Consider the following 17,185-nt stretch of genomic DNA (forward strand, 5'->3'; position numbering starts at 1 on the left):
AGGTAGTCGAAAGAATATTGGCATCTTTTGGGAGTTCTAAGTTTCGACCCGTCACTGGTAAATTCTGGCGCATAAGAGCCTCAAGAGTTGGCTGTTTTATTTTATTGTGTTCGGCATTAAGCCCAATTTCTTTAGCGTTACGATAAAGCTAGCATGGACACGATAGGTGCAGCAAGTTAAGGGTTGCATTGCGCATGTAAATCTAGGTTATACCCTAACTGGATGTCAGGCAAGGCCGCGCCGCTTCGTCAGAATAGAGTCATCTTTCGCATTTTTTGACACATGCCCGCGAAGGTCATAGATTTCAGCCTGACAGAAACGGGGTTTGAGGCACAACGGAACAGAAGGAGCACTTAAGCCGCCTTCAACCAAGGAGACATCGTGCAGGGGCACCGCATCGGCTACGTCCGGGTCAGCAGCTTCGACCAGAACCCGGAACGCCAGCTGGAACAGACCCAGGTGAGCAAGGTGTTCACCGACAAAGCCTCGGGCAAGGACACCCAGCGCCCCCAGCTCGAAGCGCTACTGAGCTTCGTCCGCGAGGGCGACACCGTGGTGGTGCACAGCATGGATCGTCTGGCCCGCAACCTCGACGACCTGCGCCGCCTTGTACAGAAGCTGACCCAGCGCGGCGTACGCATCGAGTTCTTGAAGGAGGGGCTGGTATTCACCGGCGAGGACTCGCCGATGGCCAACCTGATGCTGTCGGTGATGGGGGCCTTCGCCGAGTTCGAGCGTGCGCTGATCCGTGAGCAGCAGCGCTACCGGGCCAGCGGCCTCAACCTGGTGACGGCGGCTATCGTGCTGTGGAACACGGTGTACCTGGAGCGCGCCACCCAGGGGTTGGTCGAGGCCGGCAAGCCGGTGGACGGCGAGCTGCTGCAATTCCTGTCGCCTCTGGGCTGGGAGCACATCAACCTAACCGGCGATTACGTCTGGCGGCAGAGCCGCAGACTGGAAGACGGGAAGTTTCGGCCCTTACGGATGCCCGGAAAACCTTAGCGTACGATTTTTTCCGAATTCTGCGGGCTCCCCTAAATCGAATGTCAGCAAGCTCTTGAACGCCGCAGACGGGAAGAAGCTGAATTAAGCAACACATTGAAGCACTGAGCAAGCGGTTCCGTGTTTCCCCACCCTTGTTCTTTTAGCCTGGAAGGTTCGCCGCCGGGCCGGTGCCGGGGATGGCCAGCGGTTTGCCTGGTGCGGGAGTCGCCGGTCACCCCTCAATGTCGTGGTGCGACATCGAGCGCCGGGGGCCTGGTGTTTCGCCTGGGGGGTTCGCCGCCGGGCCGGTGCCGGGGATGGCCAGCGGTTTGCCTGGTGCGGGAGTCGCCGGTCACCCCTCAATGCCTTGGTGCGACATTGAGCGCCGGGGGGCTGGTGTTTCGCCTGGGAGGTTCGCCGCCGGGCCGGGGCCGGGGATGGCCAGCGGTTTGCCTAGTGTTCTAGTTCACATCCTTCCTAAGCGGTGCCGAAGAGAAGTTTCATATCATCAGTACCCAAATCATACCGGAAATGCTCGATAGTGCGGCACTCAAGCAAAACCTGGATGATGTCCGGCGCTTGGAGCTGCGCTTCATGTTGCTGGGCAATGGGGCCAATCTACCTCAGGAGGAGCAGTTGGTGGCCGAGACGGTGACCCGGGTGCAGCAGAGCCTGGCGGATTATGAGAGTGATTTGCGCACCCCGGAGCAGCGGACGCTGTTCGAGGAGTTGCGCAACAAGTGGCAGGCTTATCTGCCCCTGCACCAGGAGATCATGAGCCTGAAGCGAGAAGGGCAGACCGAGGTGGCGGCCCAGAAGTCGGTGGCATCCGTTGCGCTCTACTATGGGCTTACCTCCCTGGTTGGCAAGCTGATGGACCTGAACCAGCAGCAGGCTAGTGCCATGGAGGCCCAGTTTAACCGTGCCAATAAACAGGCCAAGCGCTGGATCGTCGGTTCGCTACTGGCGGCGGTGTTGCTGGTGTTTGGGCTGGCCTACTGGCTCTCCGGCCAGATCAGAAAGCCGCTGGCGCACCTGGTGGAGCAGGCCAATCGGCTCTCCAGAGGCGATTTGAGCGGCACGCTGGATCCGCGCTGCTTTGCTCGCGACGAACTGGGCCAGCTGGCCTCGGCCTTTGGCAGCATGCACACCAATCTGCGGACCCTGATTGCCGATGTGGCCGCTGCCGTTCACCAATTGGGAACGTCGGTGGAGGAGGTCAATGCCATCGCTACCCAATCCTCTCAGGGGGTTGCCCAGCAGCTCCAAGAGATCGATCAGTTTGCCGCCGCCATCAACGAGTTGCAATCCACGGTGCAGGAGGTGTCGCGCAACTGCAACGAGGCGGCCAACTCGGCCAGTACGGCGGCGGGGGACTCCTCGGCGGGGTTGCATGCCGTGCAGTTGGCCATCAAGGATACCGGTGTGGTGGCGCAGAAGCTGGAGCAGGCCGGGCAGGTGGTGGATCATCTGCAGCAGGATAGCCAGAGCATCGGTGTGGCGCTGGAGGTGATCCGCTCCATCGCCGATCAGACCAACCTGCTGGCGCTCAATGCCGCCATCGAGGCGGCACGGGCCGGTGAGCATGGTCGGGGTTTTGCCGTGGTGGCCGACGAGGTGCGCACCCTGGCCAAGCGAACCCAGGACTCTACCAGCGAGATCAACCGCATCATAGATCTGCTGCAGAGCCGGGCCCGCGAGACGGTGGAGAATATGGATCATAGCCGTCAGTTGATGGACACCACGGTGAACAGTACCTCGGATGTGGGCTCCATAATCCACAAGGTCACCGAATCGGTGGCGCTGATCTCGGACATGAACACCCAGATTGCCACCGCCACCGAGGAGCAGAACTCGGTGACCGAGGATCTGAACCGCAACATAGCGGTGATCCATGAGGCGGCCAACGAGGTGGCCAGTGGCGCCGAGCAGACGGCCTCCGCCTGCCTCTCCCTGAGCCAGTTAGCCGAACAGCTGCAGGGACGGGTTGCCCAGTTCCAGTTGTAAGCGTGGTGTGCTGTATCCAGTTCCTGCCGCCATTCGGCGGCGGGAAACCCAATGAAATCAAATAGATACAAAATAATCAAGTAACTTCTCATTAAGTCGTGGCGATGGGCTCCTTTTACCGCTGGTTGATCAGTTCAGCTAGCGGCACAAATGGACCACCATTTATCCTCTCCTGCAGATATTTCCAGAACGACATACCCAACTTTCTGCAGGTATTTTTCAGACTCATAAATGTATCCCGGCAACGTCTCCCTTCCTCGCTGCGGGTGCTTCCGCTCACCTTTCGCTTCTTCACATGACCCCGGATGTCCCGCTCGCTACCATTGGTGTGCAACGGCACCTCCGGCCGCTTCAGCACCAGCAATAATTCGTCCTTGTGTTCGCGTAACCGCTTCAGCAGCCGGTTCAACGGTCAGCTCTGCGCAAGGCAGGCCACGCAGCTCCTGTACGATCCGCTCGACCACCACGCCGTATTGGGCGCGTAACCCTTTGGCATCGCTAGCCACCAGGTCAGCCACGGTGTTGATGCCTTGTGCCACCAACTTAGCGCCCAAGCGCCGTCCTATGCCCCACACCTCATTCACCGGGGTGATAGCCATCAGCCGGGCACGGCGCAGCTCGTCACGCAAGTCCACAACGCCGCCCGTGGCAGGCCACTTCTTGGCTGCATAGTTGGCCAGCTTGGCGAGGGTCTTGGTGGGGCCGATCCCAACCCCTACCGTTAGGCCGGTCCACTGCCACACTCGCTGCCGGATCTGTTGCCCATAGGCTGTCAGGTTCCCGGCAAACGACTCCGACAGTGACAGGAATGCTTCATCGATGGAGTAGACCTCCAGCTCGGGGGCCATGGTCTCTAACGTGCTCATCACTCGGCCAGACATATCGCCATAGAGCGCGTAGTTGGAGCTGAACGCCACACCGCCATGCGCCTCGAACTGCTCGCGGATCTTGAAGTAGGGCCCGGCCATCTTGATGCCCATCGCCTTGGCCTTGGGGCTGCGCGACACCACGCATCCATCATTGTTGGAGAGCACCACGATCGGGCGGCCACGCAGCTCAGGGCGAAACAGCCGCTCACAGCTGGCGTAGAAGTTGTTTACATCAACGAGCGCTATAGCCATCACGCTGCCTCAGATTGCCAATCACATGGGTGACCACTCCGAACAACTCCAGGGAGAGACTCATACAAGGGTCGATAGGCGCGAACGCCGGATTGGCTGGCAGCAGCCGCAACCTCGGCTTGAGCTGCAAGGTCTTTACCGTGAAGCCGCCATCGAGTAGTGCAATCACCACATCACCATGGCGAGGGGTGAGGCTCTTATCGACCACCAGCAAGTCACCGGGAAAGATGCCGACCCCGGTCATGCTCTCCCCCTCGGCACGCAGATAGAAGGTTGCTGCAGGGTGCGGCACGCAGTGGGTGTTGAGGTCCAACTTCCCTTCCAGATAGTCGCTGGCTGGGCTGGGAAAGCCACAAGAGGCGCGGTGCAAGAACAGCGGGATGGTCACCTCGGCGGGTGATGGGTCTGGGGTTAACAGCTTCATGGTAATAACGCCTGTGTTTATATACAGGCATTATAGCGCGCCACCTTTGAACCAGCGCAAGTCCCGCATGCCACTGATGGCGTACCATGGCGCCAACAAATAACAAAGAGATCAGTATGAGTCACAATCTGTGTGCCCTACCGAAAGAGCAGCAAGAACGGGTCGAGGTCGAGAAGGCTGCCGCATATGCCGTATGGAAAGAGCGCAACGGTCACTTGGCCAGCGCAGAAAGCGAAGCAAGCCAGCATAAGGGTGAGCTGGGCAGCTACTTTCTTGAGCAAGTGGGTAAATACAAACGAGGTTAATTATCTCAAGCTGGACTGAACGCGCCTCAGTGGACGTCTTGCCATCACGCATCCGCCTGAAAACACGACATGTTAAAAACCTCAGTATCGAGGCTGAGCGGCTGGCCCGGTATAGTCAATCGAGTTCACGTCAGAGGAGAGATGCAATGAGTCACCAACCCGGCTTTTGGTTAGCGACACGCCAGTGGTCGCTGGCCGCACTGCTGCTGAGCCTAACGCCGCAAGTCGTGTTTGCAGCCGACTGCACCTATCGAAAAGATGCATTGGGCCATACCCGCTATCAATGTGACGATGGCAAGCAGGGCACCTTACGTGAGGATGCGCTTGGCAACATCAAAGACTCGGGAACCGGAACGACCTGGCGTAAGGACGCGCTCGGCAATCTTAAGAGGAGCGATGGCACTACCTATCGGCAAGACGCGCTGGGCAATATTCGCGGCAGCAATGCCAAAACCGGTGAACGGGTGACATGGCGTGAAGATGCACTTGGTCAGTTGCGTGCATCTGATGGCACCGTCTGTCGAACCAACGCGCTGGGGCAACTCAAATGCCGTGGCGAGAGCACACCGCCGGCCTTGCTGGAAGGCAAATGATGGCGTTTTGCAGCAAACGATCTGCCTATCCGTCACTGATGTGATATCCACCATGGTTGCCACAGGGTCAAGTGGGTAAACTCGTTGGCAATCTCTGGCGTGCTCACCCGTATGGGTGCAAACAATCGCCTCTTTTCGTTTTCCATGCGCCCTTGGCGCAAACTGACTCTTATTGGAACCCTTTCCATGGCTATCAAGAAAAACGAACTCTACTCCTCCCTGTGGGCCAGTTGCGATGAACTGCGCGGCGGCATGGACGCCTCCCAGTACAAGGACTATGTGCTGACCCTGCTGTTTGTGAAGTACGTTTCCGACAAGGCCAAGGGCAATCCCTACGCCATGATTGAGGTGCCGCAAGGGGCGAGCTTCGAGGATATGGTGGCGCTCAAGGGCGACAAGAATATCGGCGAGGCGATCAACCTCACCATCTCGGCGCTGGCCGGAGCCAATGATCTCAAGGGCGTGATCGACATCGCCGACTTCAACGATGAGGACAAGCTGGGCAAGGGCAAGGAGATGATCGACCGCCTGACCAAGCTGATTGGCATCTTCGAGGGGCTGGATCTCTCCGCCAACCGCACCGAGGGAGATGATCTGCTAGGTGATGCCTACGAATACCTGATGCGCCACTTCGCCACCGAATCAGGCAAGTCCAAGGGGCAGTTCTATACCCCGGCCGAGGTGTCGCGCATTCTGGCCAAGGTGATCGGCATCAGTCGCCAGACGCCGCAAGATGCCACCGTCTACGACCCCACCTGCGGCTCCGGCTCTCTGCTGCTCAAGGCCAGTGACGAGGCGGGCCCCAAGGGGCTCACCATCTACGGTCAGGAGATGGATAACGCCACCAGCGCCCTGGCGCGCATGAACATGATCCTGCACGACAACCCGACCGCCAAGATCTGGAAGGGCAATACCCTGGCCGCGCCCCAGTGGAAGGAGGGCAACAACCAGCTCAAGTGCTTCGACTTTGCCGTCGCCAACCCGCCCTTTTCCAACAAGAACTGGACCAGCGGCCTGGATGCCGAGCACGATGAGTTTGGCCGCTTTGTCTGGGGCGTACCGCCGGAGAAAAATGGCGATTACGCCTTCTTGCTGCACATCATCAAGAGCCTCAACAGCCGCGGCAAGGGGGCGGTGATCCTGCCTCACGGCGTGCTGTTTCGTGGCAATGCCGAGGCGCGCATCCGCGAGAATCTGCTCAAACAAGGCTTTATCAAGGGCATTATCGGCCTGCCTGCCAACCTCTTCTACGGCACCGGTATTCCGGCCTGCATCATCGTCATCGACAAAGAGACGGCCCCTCAGCGCGCCATCCAGGCCAACGGCTATACCAGCCAGAGCCTGTTTATGATCGATGCCAGCAAAGGCTTTATCAAAGATGGCAACAAGAACCGGCTGCGCGAGCAGGACATCCACAAGATCGTCGATACCTTTACCCGCGAGCAGATGATCCCCCGTTACAGCCGCGCCGTGCCGCTGTCGGAGATCGCCGCCAACGACTACAACCTGAATATTCCGCGCTATATCGATGCCAGCGAGGCCGAAGATCTGCACGATCTGGCCGCCCACCTTAAAGGCGGCATTCCCAATCGGGATATCGATGCCCTGGGCGCTTACTGGCAGGTGTTCCCGACCCTGCGGGCCGATCTGTTTGCTCCGGCCCATGCTGGCTATAGCCATGGTCTGGTGGAGGCCGCCAAGGTCAAGGGCACCATACTGGCGCACCCCGAATTTGTCCGTTTTGCATCTGCTTCACTCGAACCCTTCTCACGCTGGTTTACCGAGTGCCATCTGCCGGAGATAAAGCCGGGCGAATCGCCCAAGGCCTTGATCGAGGAGATCAGCGAATCGCTGCTCGCCGCCTATGCGCCGCTGCCGCTGCTGGATAACTACGATATCTACCAACTGCTGCTGGACTACTGGCATGCCGTGATGCAGGACGATGTGTATGTGCTCTGCCAGGATGGCTGGGCGGCGGGCAAGGTGCTGCGCGAGCTTAAAGTCGACAAGGGCGAAAAGCTTAAAGAGACGCCGGATCTGGTGCTTGGCCGCGCCAAATACAAGGCCGAGCTGCTGCCACCGGCGCTGCTGGTGGCCCGTTTCTTTAGCAATGAGCAGGCCGCTATTGATGCCCTGCAGGCCACCGCGGATGAGGCAAGCCAATCCTTGGAAAGCTATCTGGAAGAGCAGGGCGGCGAGGAGGGGCTGCTGAGTGACGCCGCCAACGACGCGGGCAAGATCAACGCCGCCAGCCTCAAGGCGCGGCTCAAGCAGGCCAGCGATGCCGAGGAAAAGGCGGCGCTAAAAACCGCCATCAAGCGGTTCGAAGCCGAAAGTCAGGCTAAAAAGGCGGTAAAAGAAGCGCAAGAGGCGCTGGATCGGGCCGTGGTTGCCCGTTACCCCAAGCTGACAGAGAGTGAGATCAAGCAACTGCTGGTGGAGGATAAGTGGCGCGCCAGCTTGCAAGCCGCCATCGAGGCGGAGATTGAGCGCATCACCCAGCAGCTGGCTAACCGCGTCAAGGAGTTGGAGGAGCGCTACAGCGCCACCCTGCCGCAACTGACCCAGCAGGTCGCCGCTCTGGAGGCCAAGGTGGCCGCGCATCTTAAGAGCATGGGGCTGGAGTGGGCATAATGGCAGAGCAGATGATGCAAGAGGCAGCAGGCAAGGCGATCCCGGCAGGCTATCAGCAGACCGAAGTGGGGGCTATTCTGGAGGACTGGGAGGCAATTCCTTTAGGCGGGATATGTAAAGTACAGGGTGGCTTTGCCTTCAAGAGTGAAAAATTTAAAAAAACAGGCGTTCCTATTTTACGAATAAGTAACATTCAGTCTGGATTCTTGGATGTAAATGAAGTTGTTTATTATGCGGTTGGCGAAAAAATCCCAAAGCAATTTGAAGTACATGATGGTGATGCTCTGATTGCCATGTCTGGTGCTACTACTGGAAAAGTTGGTGTCTACAATAAAAATGAGGTCGCCTATTTAAACCAGCGCGTTGGTAAGTTTGTTCTTTATGGCAATGCAGATATGAAATACATTCAACATGTTGTTGGATCCGATTTGTACAAGAGCGCATTGAGTAATATGCTGGAACAAGGTGCACAGCCTAATATCAGTTCGTCACAGCTAGAACGTATAATCATTCGTAAGCCAACGTTAGAAATAGAGCAGAAAATCATTGCCAATGTGCTGTCGGATAGCGATGCGCTAATCGATGCGCTGGAGCAGCTGATCGCCAAGAAGCAGGCCATCAAGAGCGGCACCATGCAGCAACTGCTGACCGGCCGCACCCGCCTGCCCGCCTTCGCCCTGCGCCCCGATGGTACTAAAAAAGGCTACAAGCCCAGCGAACTGGGAGATATTCCGGAGGATTGGGAGGTTATTCCACTAGGGGATATTTGTAGTTTATATCAGCCAGTAACAATTTCTGGAAGTGAACTAAAAGAATCAGGTTATCCGGTATACGGAGCTAATGGATTAATTGGGTTTTATGAGAAATATAATCATGAAGCACCTCAAGTAATAGTGACGTGTCGCGGTTCAACCTGCGGAACAGTTAATTACACTGTAGCTAAATCTTGGATTACAGGTAATGCGATGGTTGTTGATGTTGATAAAAACAAAAAATTGGATAAGAACTTTACCTATTACATGCTTTCGAACCAAGACCTTACGGTCTGTATCACTGGTTCCGGTCAGCCTCAAATAGTTCGTTCTCCTTTAGCTGCGTTTAAAGTAGTTCTTCCTGAAATAGAAGAACAAACCGCCATTGCCACTATTTTATCCGATATGGATAACGAGCTGCAGGCGTTGACTCAGAAGCTGGAGAAGGCCCGCGCCCTGAAGCAAGGCATGATGCAGCAACTGCTGACCGGCAAAATTCGCCTGCCGCTGGCGGCGGGGGCATAGACGGGGGCATAAGTGCAGCCCAACCGGATGACCGCCTCTGCCGCGAGCCTGGCCACCGAGCCACCCAGGCCGGATTTGCTTGACCGTTGCTTGACTGTTGCGTGACTGGGGCGGTTGTTAATTGGCGCGATAGATGTTTATCTATCTGAAAAGAAAGAGAAACTTTTATTGTGAGTTGCTTGATGGCGTGCACAGCGGCCACCCGCATACGAAAAGCGAGTGGGGTCATCGTTGGCGTGTTTATCAAGCGTTGGGTATCGCAGGAGCTAGCCACCCATGGCCTATGACTATAGCCAGAGCCTGAATCCGCAGAAGGCGCTGATATTCCGGATCGTGCATCGGGATAACCTGGAATGGATCCTGACCCATGGCCTGTGGGCGGGGAATGGTCAGCAGCAAAACCCGCACTGGGTGCATATCGGGTTGCCGGAGCTGATTGCCAAGCGCGCGCGCCATCCGGTGCCGCTGGTGCCTTACGGCGTGTTGAATGACTATGTGCCCTTCTACTTCACGCCGTTTTCTCCCATGCTCAGCAATATTCACTCGGGGCGCGGTGTTCCCCGGCGTGAAAATGATGAAATCCTGATCCTGGTTTCCAGCCTGCATCGCATGGCTGAATTGGGGCTACCGTTTGTGTTTACCGATAGCCATGCCTATTACCAGTGGGCCAATTTCTATGTCGATCTTGGCGATCTGGGGCGGATTGACTGGCCACTGTTGCAGCGCCGTGACTTCAAGCGTGATGCGGAAGATTTGAGCAAACTGGAACGCTATCAGGCCGAGGCCTTGATCCATCAACATTGCCCCATCGAGGCGTTGCTGGGCGTGGTGTGTTACAACGAAGAGATAAAGAACCGCGTGGAACAGTGCATGAATCGGGTCGGGGTCGCGCGCCCCGTCTATGTCCGTGATGGGTGGTATTTCAGATGATTCGATATACAACAGGCAATCTGCTGGATGCTCCGGTGGAAGCGCTGGTGAATACCGTTAACACCGTCGGTGTCATGGGCAAGGGGATCGCCTTGATGTTCAAAGAGCGGTTCCCGGCCAATATGCGCGCCTATGCCGAGGCGTGCAAGCTGGGTGACGTCGTCACCGGCAAGATGTTTATTACCCAGACGGGTGAGCTGTTAGGGCCGCGCTGGATCGTGAATTTCCCGACCAAACAGCACTGGCGCAATCCGGCACAGATGGCGTGGATCCAGGATGGTTTGCAGGATCTGCGGGCCTGGTTACAGGCGCAGCAGGTCTCTTCGATTGCCATTCCACCACTGGGGGCTGGCAACGGTGGTCTGCCTTGGCCAGAGGTCAAACAGGCGATTGAAACGGCACTGGGCGATCTGGATATCGATATCCTGCTCTATGAGCCCAGTCGCCAATACCAAAATGTGGCCAAGCGCGGCGGGGTGGTGGAGCTGACTCCGGCTCGGGCCCTGATTGCTGAACTGGTGCGTCGCTACTGGTTTTTAGGGATGGAGTGCAGCTTGCTGGAGATCCAGAAGCTGGCCTGGTTTCTGGCGCGGGTCATTGGCCGCAACTCGCTGGGGGATCCGCTGCAGTTGCAGTTTAAGGCCCATCGTTATGGCCCTTATGCCAACAATCTGACTCATCTGCTCAATGCGATGGACGGCAGTTATCTGCAGTCCGACAAGCGCATTCCGGATAGCAAGCCGTTTGATGTCATCTGGTTTAATGAGGCCAAAAAACAAGAGCTTGCCGTTTATCTCCAGACCGAGGCCAAAGCATTTTTACCGATACTGGAGCAGACGACCGCGTTAATCGATGGTTTTGAGTCGCCCTATGGCATGGAGTTATTGGCCACGGTCGATTGGTTGATCGCCGAAGAGGGCTGTGCGCCGACGCTGAGCGCGCTGCGAGAGGGGTTGCATCGCTGGCCAGCGGGAACCCCGTGGGGTGAGCGCAAGGCGCGGCTGTTTGATGATCGCAGTCTGCAGATCGCCTTGACCCGTTTGCAGCAGGGATTGGTGTAACGAAGTGGGTGTAACAAATAAGAGTGGCTGCGAGGTTGTCGCATCGGCTTGAGAGAATAACAGGGATAGAGAGCATGATTTCAGTTGGCCAACGGGAGCGGGCAACCCAGAACCGCGTGATCAAGTTATTTCAAGCGGAGCTGGGCTATCGCTACCTGGGGGATTGGCATACACGGGAGAACAACCGCAATGTCGAGCCGGAACTGCTGACCGCTTGGCTGGTGGGGCGAGGAGTGGACGCGGCGCTTATCCCGAAAGTGCTAAGGCAACTGGATCGGGCAGCGAGCCTGGGCGAAGGGCGCATCCTCTATGACGCCAACAAGGAGGTCTATCGCCTGCTGCGTTATGGCGTGAAGGAAAAAGTGGGCGCAGGCGAGCAGAACCAGACTGTCTGGCTGATCGACTGGGCTAATCCGCAGGCCAACGACTTTGCCATCGCCGAAGAGGTGACGGTCAAAGGCGAGCATAAGAAGCGGCCGGATCTGGTGCTCTATGTCAACGGCATTGCCCTTGGCGTCATTGAACTCAAGCGCTCCACCGTCTCTGTCTCTGAAGGTATCCACCAGAACCTGGATAACCAGAAGAAGGATTTTATCCGTAACTTCTTCACCACCATGCAGCTGGTGATGGCGGGCAACGACACCCAGGGCGTGCGCTACGGCACTATCGAAACCCACGAGAAATACTATCTGGAGTGGAAAGAGCCAGCCGATCCAATTCATTCCGACCATGTCGAGCAGCCGGGTGCCAATCTGCTGGACCAGCATCTGGCGCAGTTGTGCAGTAAGGCGCGCTTTCTGGAGCTGATCCACGACTTTATCGTGTTTGATGCGGGCACCAAGAAGACCTGCCGTCATAACCAGTATTTCGGCATCCGTGCCGCCAAGGCCTATATCCGCCGCCGGGATGGCGGCATCATCTGGCACACCCAAGGCAGCGGCAAGAGCCTGACCATGGTCTGGTTGGCCAAGTGGATCCGCGAAAATGTGACCGACAGTCGGGTGCTCATCATCACCGACCGTACCGAACTCGATGAGCAGATCGAGAAGGTATTCAGTGGGGTGGAGGAGGAGATCCTGCGCACCAAAAGCGGTGCCGATCTGGTGACCCGTCTGCATGCCCATAACCCTTGGCTTATCTGCTCGCTGGTACACAAGTTCGGTCGCACGCCAGAAGGCGAGTCGGATGACGAAGATGATGGCAGCTCGGATGATTTTATTGCTGATATGCGCCGCAGTTTGCCCTCGGACTTCAGCCCCAAGGGGCAGCTGTTTGTGTTTGTCGATGAGTGCCACCGAACTCAGTCCGGCAAGCTGCATGGGGCTATGAAGAGCCTGTTGCCAGAGGCGCTGTTTATCGGTTTTACCGGCACACCGCTGATGAAGCAGGACAAAAAAAAGTCCATCGAGGTCTTTGGCCCCTACATTCACACCTACAAGTTCAACGAGGCGGTGAGTGATGGCGTGGTGCTGGATCTGCGCTACGAGGCGCGGGATATCGATCAGCGGGTCAAATCCCAGAAAAAAGTGGATGAGTGGTTCGATACCAAGACCAAGGATCTCTCGCGGCTGGGCAAGCAGCAGCTTAAACAGAAGTGGGCCTCAATGCAGAAGCTGCTCTCCAGTCGTTCGCGGCTGGAGCAGATAGTGGCCGATATTCTGCTCGACTTCGAGCGCAAGCCCCGGCTGGCCGATGGTCGTGGCAATGCCATGCTGGTCTGCGCCAGCGTCTATCAAGCCTGCAAAAGTTACGAGATGTTCAGCCAGGCCGGTTTTGCTGGCAAGTGCGCCATCGTCACCAGTTACCAACCCAATGCCAGCGAGATCAAGGGCGAGGAGACGGGCGAGGGGCTGACGGAGAAGCTGGCCAAGTACAACATCTATCGCAAGATGCTGGCCGACTATTTCGAGCAGCCGGAGGATGAGGCGGCTAAGCGGGTCGAAGAGTTTGAAAAACTGGTCAAGCAGCGTTTTATCAAAGAGCCGGGCCAGATGCGGTTGCTCATTGTCGTGGATAAGCTGCTGACCGGTTTTGATGCCCCCTCTGCCACCTACCTCTATATCGACAAGAAGATGGCTGATCACAACCTGTTCCAAGCCATCTGTCGGGTGAATCGGCTGGATGGTGACGACAAGGAGTACGGCTACATCATCGATTACAAAGACCTGTTCAAGTCGCTGGAGAAGACGGTCAACGACTATACGGCCGAGGCCTTCGCGGGTTATGACAAGGAGGATGTGGCCGGGCTGCTCAAGGATCGACTGGCCCAGGCCAAAGAGGATCTGGATAACGCTCTGGAAGCCGTCCGTGCCTTGTGTGAGCCGGTGAAGGCGCCCAAGTCGCAACTCGATTATCAGCATTATTTCTGTTGTGAGCCGGGAGCCGATGAAGAGACGTTGAGCGAGAAAGAGGCATTGCGGCTGACCCTCTATCAGTTGGTGGCCAAGTTGATCCGCGCCTTTACCAATCTGGCGGGTGAGCTGGAGGAGGCGGGTTACAGCGCCTCGCAGGCCGCCTCGATCAAGCAGGAGGTCGAACACTTCGCCAAGGTCCGGGATGAGATCAAGCTGGCCAGTGGTGATCTGGTGGATATGAAGCAGTTCGAGCCGGGCATGCGCCAAATGCTGGATCTGTGGGTGGATGCCGACCCCAGCGAGACGTTGATGGACTTCGAGGAGCTGGGACTGTTGGAGCTTATCATCCAGCGCGGCCCGGAGGCGCTGGAAGGGCTCCCCAAGGAGATGCGAAAAAATCAGGAGGCGATGGCCGAGGCGATTGAAAACAACGTGCGCCGGACCATCGTCGATGAGAACCCGGTCAACCCCAAATACTACGAGAGGATGTCGGTGCTGCTCGATGAGCTGATCGATCTGCGCCGCCAGCAGGCCATCTCCTATCAGGAGTATCTGGAAAAGGTCCGCGAGCTGGCCAAGCAGGTGAAATATCCACAGAGCCATAGCCAGAGCGCCTACCCAGAGAGCATAGACACGGCAGCCAAACGGGCACTCTATGACAATCTGGGCAAGGATGAGCTGCTGGTGGCCAGGATTGATACCGCCGTGCGTTATACCAAGAAGGCCGATTGGTATGGCGATCGCTTCAAGGAGCGGGAGATCGCGTTTGCCATTGCCGAAGAAACCAAGGGATACGATGTGACCGTTGCCGAGGTGATGGAGCTGGTGAAAGCGCAGCAGGAGTACCACTGATGCCCCTGATCACCATTGGTGAGCTCACGCTGGAGTTGCAGCATAAGGGGATCAAGAACCTGCACATCAATGTGCTGCCCCCTGATGGTCGCGTGCGCGTCTCGGCCCCGGCGTCGCTGTCACAGACGGCCATCAGAATGGCCGTGGTCAGACGCTTGCCGTGGATCCGGCAGCAACAGGCCCACTTTCAGGCGCAGCCACGTCAGAGCGAGCGCCAGATGTGCAGCGGCGAGACGCACTACCTTTGGGGACGGGGCTATCGATTGGAGGTGATCCCGGTTGAGGGAGCGCACAGCGTCAAGCTACAAGGGGGGTGGATCCGGATGCGGGTTCCCGCTCATTATGACGCCGCGAAGCGAGAAGCCTTGCTACTGGGCTGGTATCGCCAATTGCTACGCCAGCGGCTGCCGATATTGATGGCCAAGTGGCAGGCCTTGCTCAACGTCACCCCTTCGTTTGTCGGTATCAAACGGATGAAGACCATGTGGGGGAGCTGCAAAACAGATACATCCCGCATCTGGATCAACCTCGAATTAGTCAAGAAGCCCCCCGAATGCCTGGAATTTATTGTGGTGCACGAGCTGGTTCACCTGTTAGAGCGCAAACATAACCAGCGATTTATCACACTGATGGATACCCATCTGCCCAACTGGCGCGAGCATCGCGAGAAGCTCAACAAGATGCCGCTGGCATTTAATCGGTGGGGGTATTAGGGCTGGTTTAGCCACGATTTATTCTTCCAAAAAGTAATCTGAATCCAGGGTTTTAATGGTGAGGGTCTGGCGGGTAGTGACGCCGACGCCGTATTCGATCATCAGGGCGGCAAGACGGGCACCGTCGATCAGCACGATGCGCTTCTCAATCAGTCCGACATACTCCTGCGCCTCACGGCTAAAGCTGGAGGTGGTGATAAAGACCCCCTTGCGGGCCTTGTGCAGATCCAGCGCCCCCGCGAAGGACTGGATCTCGGGACGCCCCACGGTTTTGTCGGTGTAGCGCTTTGCCTGCAGGTAGATGGAGTCGAGCCCCAACCGGTCTTCCTTGATGATGCCATCGATGCCGCCATCGCTTTGGTAACGGGTGGTGCGGGCGGCATCCTGCTGGCTGCCGCCATAGCCCATGGCCACCATCAGATCGACCACCAGCTGTTCAAAGAAACGAGGGGAAAGGCCCAAGATCTCGGCAAGCAGGTCATCGGCAAGGGAGCGATTGATGGCAGATAGTGCCTGCTCAATCTGCTCTTGAGGGGTGCTGGCCTGCTCTGGTGTTGGCGTGTCTGTCGGGATCGCTATGGCTTGTTGCGTATTGCCTGCGCTCTCACTGGAGGCCAGGGTAAACGCCACGAACTCGTTGAATTGGGCCAGATAGCGGTTGTCGATAGTATGTCCCGAGACTAGCGCCGCCTTACCCCGTTCGGTGATAAGGCAAATGCCCCGCTTGGGTTGCTCGATGAGTCCTGCCTTGACCAGATAGGTCTTGGCCCAGCCAACCCGGCTGCGCAGCGTGGTTTGGCGACCACTGGGCAAGGTGTCAGCCAACTGCTCCGGAGTAAAGGCGTAGTGCTGGCAAACCCGCTCGAATACCTCACGTAGAGAGCGGGCGACACCATCGGCCAATACCTTGAGCACGGCAGGCATCATGGCTTCATAGCTGGGCAGGGTTTCTTTCATCGGGCAACCAGATCGAGATAAAACAGGGGCTTATCTTGTCACAGCGACCTGCTTGGGGCCAGTTGGTATCGAAGTCACTGGGAGCAACCTCAAAAAAAACAGCGTCACCAAAAAAAGGGAAGGCCATGAATTGGCCTTCCCCAAGACCCACCCACTTATCACGGACGAGTAGGTTTAAAAATGTTACCACAAGCGGATGTGTGGTCACGCCTTGCGGTCAGGATTGGCGTCCATGCTCGCCGCAGGGTAAATACAGATATAGACATAGCCATGGCTTCCGAGGGTGTCGGCTTCGCAGGTAAAGCCGCCGTGCTGGATAGTGATGCAGTGCTGACGTTGAGCATCCAGCTCGCCGGTTATCAGCTTGGCTTCCAGAGCCTTGATGATCTCCGGGAAAGCCAGGTCGAGCTTGGCTATCTGCGTCTCACTCCATTCACCGATCAGACTGGCCCGATCGGATAGAAAATCGAGCCGGTAGCGACTCTGTATCAGACGAGCGCCAAAGCGTGGCGTCACGGTATGGGGCAAACCCCACTGTGCAAAAATCCGAGTGGGGTGGTCTGGCGCTACGGGGTGTTGGTTGTTGGTGTGGGTGGTTGTCGTGGTCATGATTAGCGATACCTCAGTTGAATGTCGATGCAGGTGCCGGGCACGTTGTGGCGCTGGCGTAGTCTGGTCAGGTGCTCAGGGAGTTCGGTCAGGTTTGTCAGCCGCCCCCGGTAGAGCCGAGAAAGATTGATGTAGTCGGGATGGCTCACGGTGATGGTCACCTGATGCCCAGGTTGCCAACGAGCAAACAGGCGGGCTTTGGCTTGCTTGATGGTGGTGATGCCGGGAGCGGGTAGTGTCTGACGGTTTCGCAGGTGCAGTTTGTTGAGCTCGGGGGCATAGCGATGCACCTCGAGTCCGGTGATAAGACGGGTCATGTTCGGTGACTCCAATGATGCAAGGGGCCAGCCTGTGAGGGCTGGCC

Annotated in this window: 14 protein-coding genes and 3 pseudogenes; 11 read left to right on the plus strand and 6 right to left on the minus strand. The window is 57.2% G+C overall.

The genetic code is table 11. From position 1 onward, the window contains the following. Positions 1-381: 381 nt before the first annotated feature. From PG899_RS15270 to PG899_RS15280, 3 genes and pseudogenes are all read left to right on the plus strand, one after another. Positions 382-750, plus strand: a pseudogene (locus PG899_RS15270) (recombinase family protein); the annotation flags it as partial. Next, positions 751-1,002 (plus strand): annotated as a pseudogene (locus PG899_RS15275) (Tn3 family transposase); the annotation flags it as partial. A 513-nt stretch (positions 1,003-1,515) separates the two neighbouring features. Continuing rightward, the gene (locus PG899_RS15280) at positions 1,516-2,991 is read left to right on the plus strand and encodes a HAMP domain-containing methyl-accepting chemotaxis protein (RefSeq protein ID WP_024945039.1); all 1,476 of its coding nucleotides are present in this window, start codon (positions 1,516-1,518) and stop codon (positions 2,989-2,991) included. A 115-nt stretch (positions 2,992-3,106) separates the two neighbouring features. Here the strand turns inward: PG899_RS15280 and PG899_RS24290 are convergent, their stop codons facing one another. From PG899_RS24290 to umuD, 3 genes and pseudogenes are all read right to left on the minus strand, one after another. Continuing rightward, the gene (locus PG899_RS24290; RefSeq protein WP_231557019.1) at positions 3,107-3,349 is read right to left on the minus strand and encodes a hypothetical protein; all 243 of its coding nucleotides are present in this window, start codon (positions 3,347-3,349) and stop codon (positions 3,107-3,109) included. Between the two features lie 34 nt (positions 3,350-3,383). Then, a pseudogene (locus PG899_RS15285) lies at positions 3,384-4,112 on the minus strand (Y-family DNA polymerase); the annotation flags it as partial. Beyond that, on the minus strand, positions 4,093-4,536 hold the full coding sequence (gene umuD / locus PG899_RS15290) for a translesion error-prone DNA polymerase V autoproteolytic subunit (RefSeq protein WP_024945037.1): 444 nt from the start codon (positions 4,534-4,536) through the stop codon (positions 4,093-4,095). The pseudogene PG899_RS15285 and the gene umuD, both read right to left, overlap by 20 nt. Positions 4,537-4,652: 116 nt before the next feature. On the opposite strand from umuD, the gene PG899_RS15295 reads away from it, so the two are divergent. The 8 genes from PG899_RS15295 (at position 4,653) to PG899_RS15330 (ending at position 15,255) form a co-directional block, all read left to right on the plus strand. Next, the gene (locus PG899_RS15295; protein ID WP_021138010.1) at positions 4,653-4,841 is read left to right on the plus strand and encodes a DUF3283 family protein; all 189 of its coding nucleotides are present in this window, start codon (positions 4,653-4,655) and stop codon (positions 4,839-4,841) included. A gap of 146 nt (positions 4,842-4,987) precedes the next feature. Next, positions 4,988-5,434, plus strand: a complete 447-nt coding sequence (locus PG899_RS15300; protein WP_043852095.1) for a hypothetical protein — start codon at positions 4,988-4,990, stop codon at positions 5,432-5,434. 186 nt (positions 5,435-5,620) lie between these two features. Beyond that, a complete protein-coding gene (locus PG899_RS15305) occupies positions 5,621-8,068 on the plus strand; it encodes a type I restriction-modification system subunit M (protein WP_113995997.1) in 2,448 nt (815 codons plus the stop codon). Further along, positions 8,068-9,345 carry a restriction endonuclease subunit S gene (locus PG899_RS15310; protein WP_113995996.1) on the plus strand — a complete coding sequence of 426 codons (1,278 nt, stop codon included), beginning with the start codon at positions 8,068-8,070 and terminating at the stop codon, positions 9,343-9,345. The genes PG899_RS15305 and PG899_RS15310 overlap by 1 nt, the downstream gene beginning before the upstream one ends. A 276-nt stretch (positions 9,346-9,621) precedes the next feature. Then, on the plus strand, positions 9,622-10,275 hold the full coding sequence (gene darT, locus PG899_RS15315; protein WP_270697464.1) for a type II toxin-antitoxin system toxin DNA ADP-ribosyl transferase DarT: 654 nt from the start codon (positions 9,622-9,624) through the stop codon (positions 10,273-10,275). After that, a complete protein-coding gene (gene darG / locus PG899_RS15320; protein ID WP_270697465.1) occupies positions 10,272-11,336 on the plus strand; it encodes a type II toxin-antitoxin system antitoxin DNA ADP-ribosyl glycohydrolase DarG in 1,065 nt (354 codons plus the stop codon). Before darT ends, darG begins: the two co-directional genes overlap by 4 nt. Before the next feature lie 74 nt (positions 11,337-11,410). Continuing rightward, positions 11,411-14,542: a type I restriction endonuclease subunit R gene (locus PG899_RS15325; RefSeq protein WP_270697466.1), complete on the plus strand. Its 3,132-nt coding sequence runs from the start codon at positions 11,411-11,413 to the stop codon at positions 14,540-14,542. Then, on the plus strand, positions 14,542-15,255 hold the full coding sequence (locus PG899_RS15330; protein WP_005331303.1) for a M48 family metallopeptidase: 714 nt from the start codon (positions 14,542-14,544) through the stop codon (positions 15,253-15,255). The genes PG899_RS15325 and PG899_RS15330 overlap by 1 nt, the downstream gene beginning before the upstream one ends. Before the next feature lie 18 nt (positions 15,256-15,273). On the opposite strand, the gene PG899_RS15335 is transcribed toward PG899_RS15330, so the two are convergent. From PG899_RS15335 to PG899_RS15345, 3 genes are all read right to left on the minus strand, one after another. Further along, positions 15,274-16,212, minus strand: a complete 939-nt coding sequence (locus PG899_RS15335) for a restriction endonuclease (RefSeq protein ID WP_171269279.1) — start codon at positions 16,210-16,212, stop codon at positions 15,274-15,276. A 204-nt stretch (positions 16,213-16,416) separates the two neighbouring features. Continuing rightward, entirely contained in the window at positions 16,417-16,821 is a 405-nt protein-coding gene (locus PG899_RS15340; protein WP_024945030.1) for a type IV toxin-antitoxin system YeeU family antitoxin, read from the minus strand. A gap of 2 nt (positions 16,822-16,823) precedes the next feature. Then, positions 16,824-17,138: a hypothetical protein gene (locus PG899_RS15345; RefSeq protein ID WP_021137999.1), complete on the minus strand. Its 315-nt coding sequence runs from the start codon at positions 17,136-17,138 to the stop codon at positions 16,824-16,826. Between the last annotated feature and the right edge of the window lie 47 nt (positions 17,139-17,185).

It is taken from the genome of Aeromonas sp. QDB39, from assembly GCF_027707585.1.
GTDB classification, from domain to species: Bacteria; Pseudomonadota; Gammaproteobacteria; order Enterobacterales; family Aeromonadaceae; genus Aeromonas; species Aeromonas hydrophila.

What these genes read in the sequence shown, in the direction of transcription:
- PG899_RS15295 (WP_021138010.1), top strand. Translation starts at nt 4,653, where the DNA reads ATGAGTCACAATCTGTGTGCCCTACCGAAAGAGCAGCAAGAACGGGTC.
- darT (WP_270697464.1), top strand. Translation starts at nt 9,622, where the DNA reads ATGGCCTATGACTATAGCCAGAGCCTGAATCCGCAGAAGGCGCTGATA.
- PG899_RS15300 (WP_043852095.1), top strand. Translation starts at nt 4,988, where the DNA reads ATGAGTCACCAACCCGGCTTTTGGTTAGCGACACGCCAGTGGTCGCTG.
- PG899_RS15340 (WP_024945030.1), bottom strand. Translation starts at nt 16,821, where the DNA reads ATGACCACGACAACCACCCACACCAACAACCAACACCCCGTAGCGCCA.
- PG899_RS15280 (WP_024945039.1), top strand. Translation starts at nt 1,516, where the DNA reads ATGCTCGATAGTGCGGCACTCAAGCAAAACCTGGATGATGTCCGGCGC.
- PG899_RS15335 (WP_171269279.1), bottom strand. Translation starts at nt 16,212, where the DNA reads ATGAAAGAAACCCTGCCCAGCTATGAAGCCATGATGCCTGCCGTGCTC.
- PG899_RS15305 (WP_113995997.1), top strand. Translation starts at nt 5,621, where the DNA reads ATGGCTATCAAGAAAAACGAACTCTACTCCTCCCTGTGGGCCAGTTGC.
- PG899_RS15345 (WP_021137999.1), bottom strand. Translation starts at nt 17,138, where the DNA reads ATGACCCGTCTTATCACCGGACTCGAGGTGCATCGCTATGCCCCCGAG.
- PG899_RS15325 (WP_270697466.1), top strand. Translation starts at nt 11,411, where the DNA reads ATGATTTCAGTTGGCCAACGGGAGCGGGCAACCCAGAACCGCGTGATC.
- darG (WP_270697465.1), top strand. Translation starts at nt 10,272, where the DNA reads ATGATTCGATATACAACAGGCAATCTGCTGGATGCTCCGGTGGAAGCG.
- PG899_RS15330 (WP_005331303.1), top strand. Translation starts at nt 14,542, where the DNA reads ATGCCCCTGATCACCATTGGTGAGCTCACGCTGGAGTTGCAGCATAAG.
- PG899_RS15310 (WP_113995996.1), top strand. Translation starts at nt 8,068, where the DNA reads ATGGCAGAGCAGATGATGCAAGAGGCAGCAGGCAAGGCGATCCCGGCA.
- umuD (WP_024945037.1), bottom strand. Translation starts at nt 4,536, where the DNA reads ATGAAGCTGTTAACCCCAGACCCATCACCCGCCGAGGTGACCATCCCG.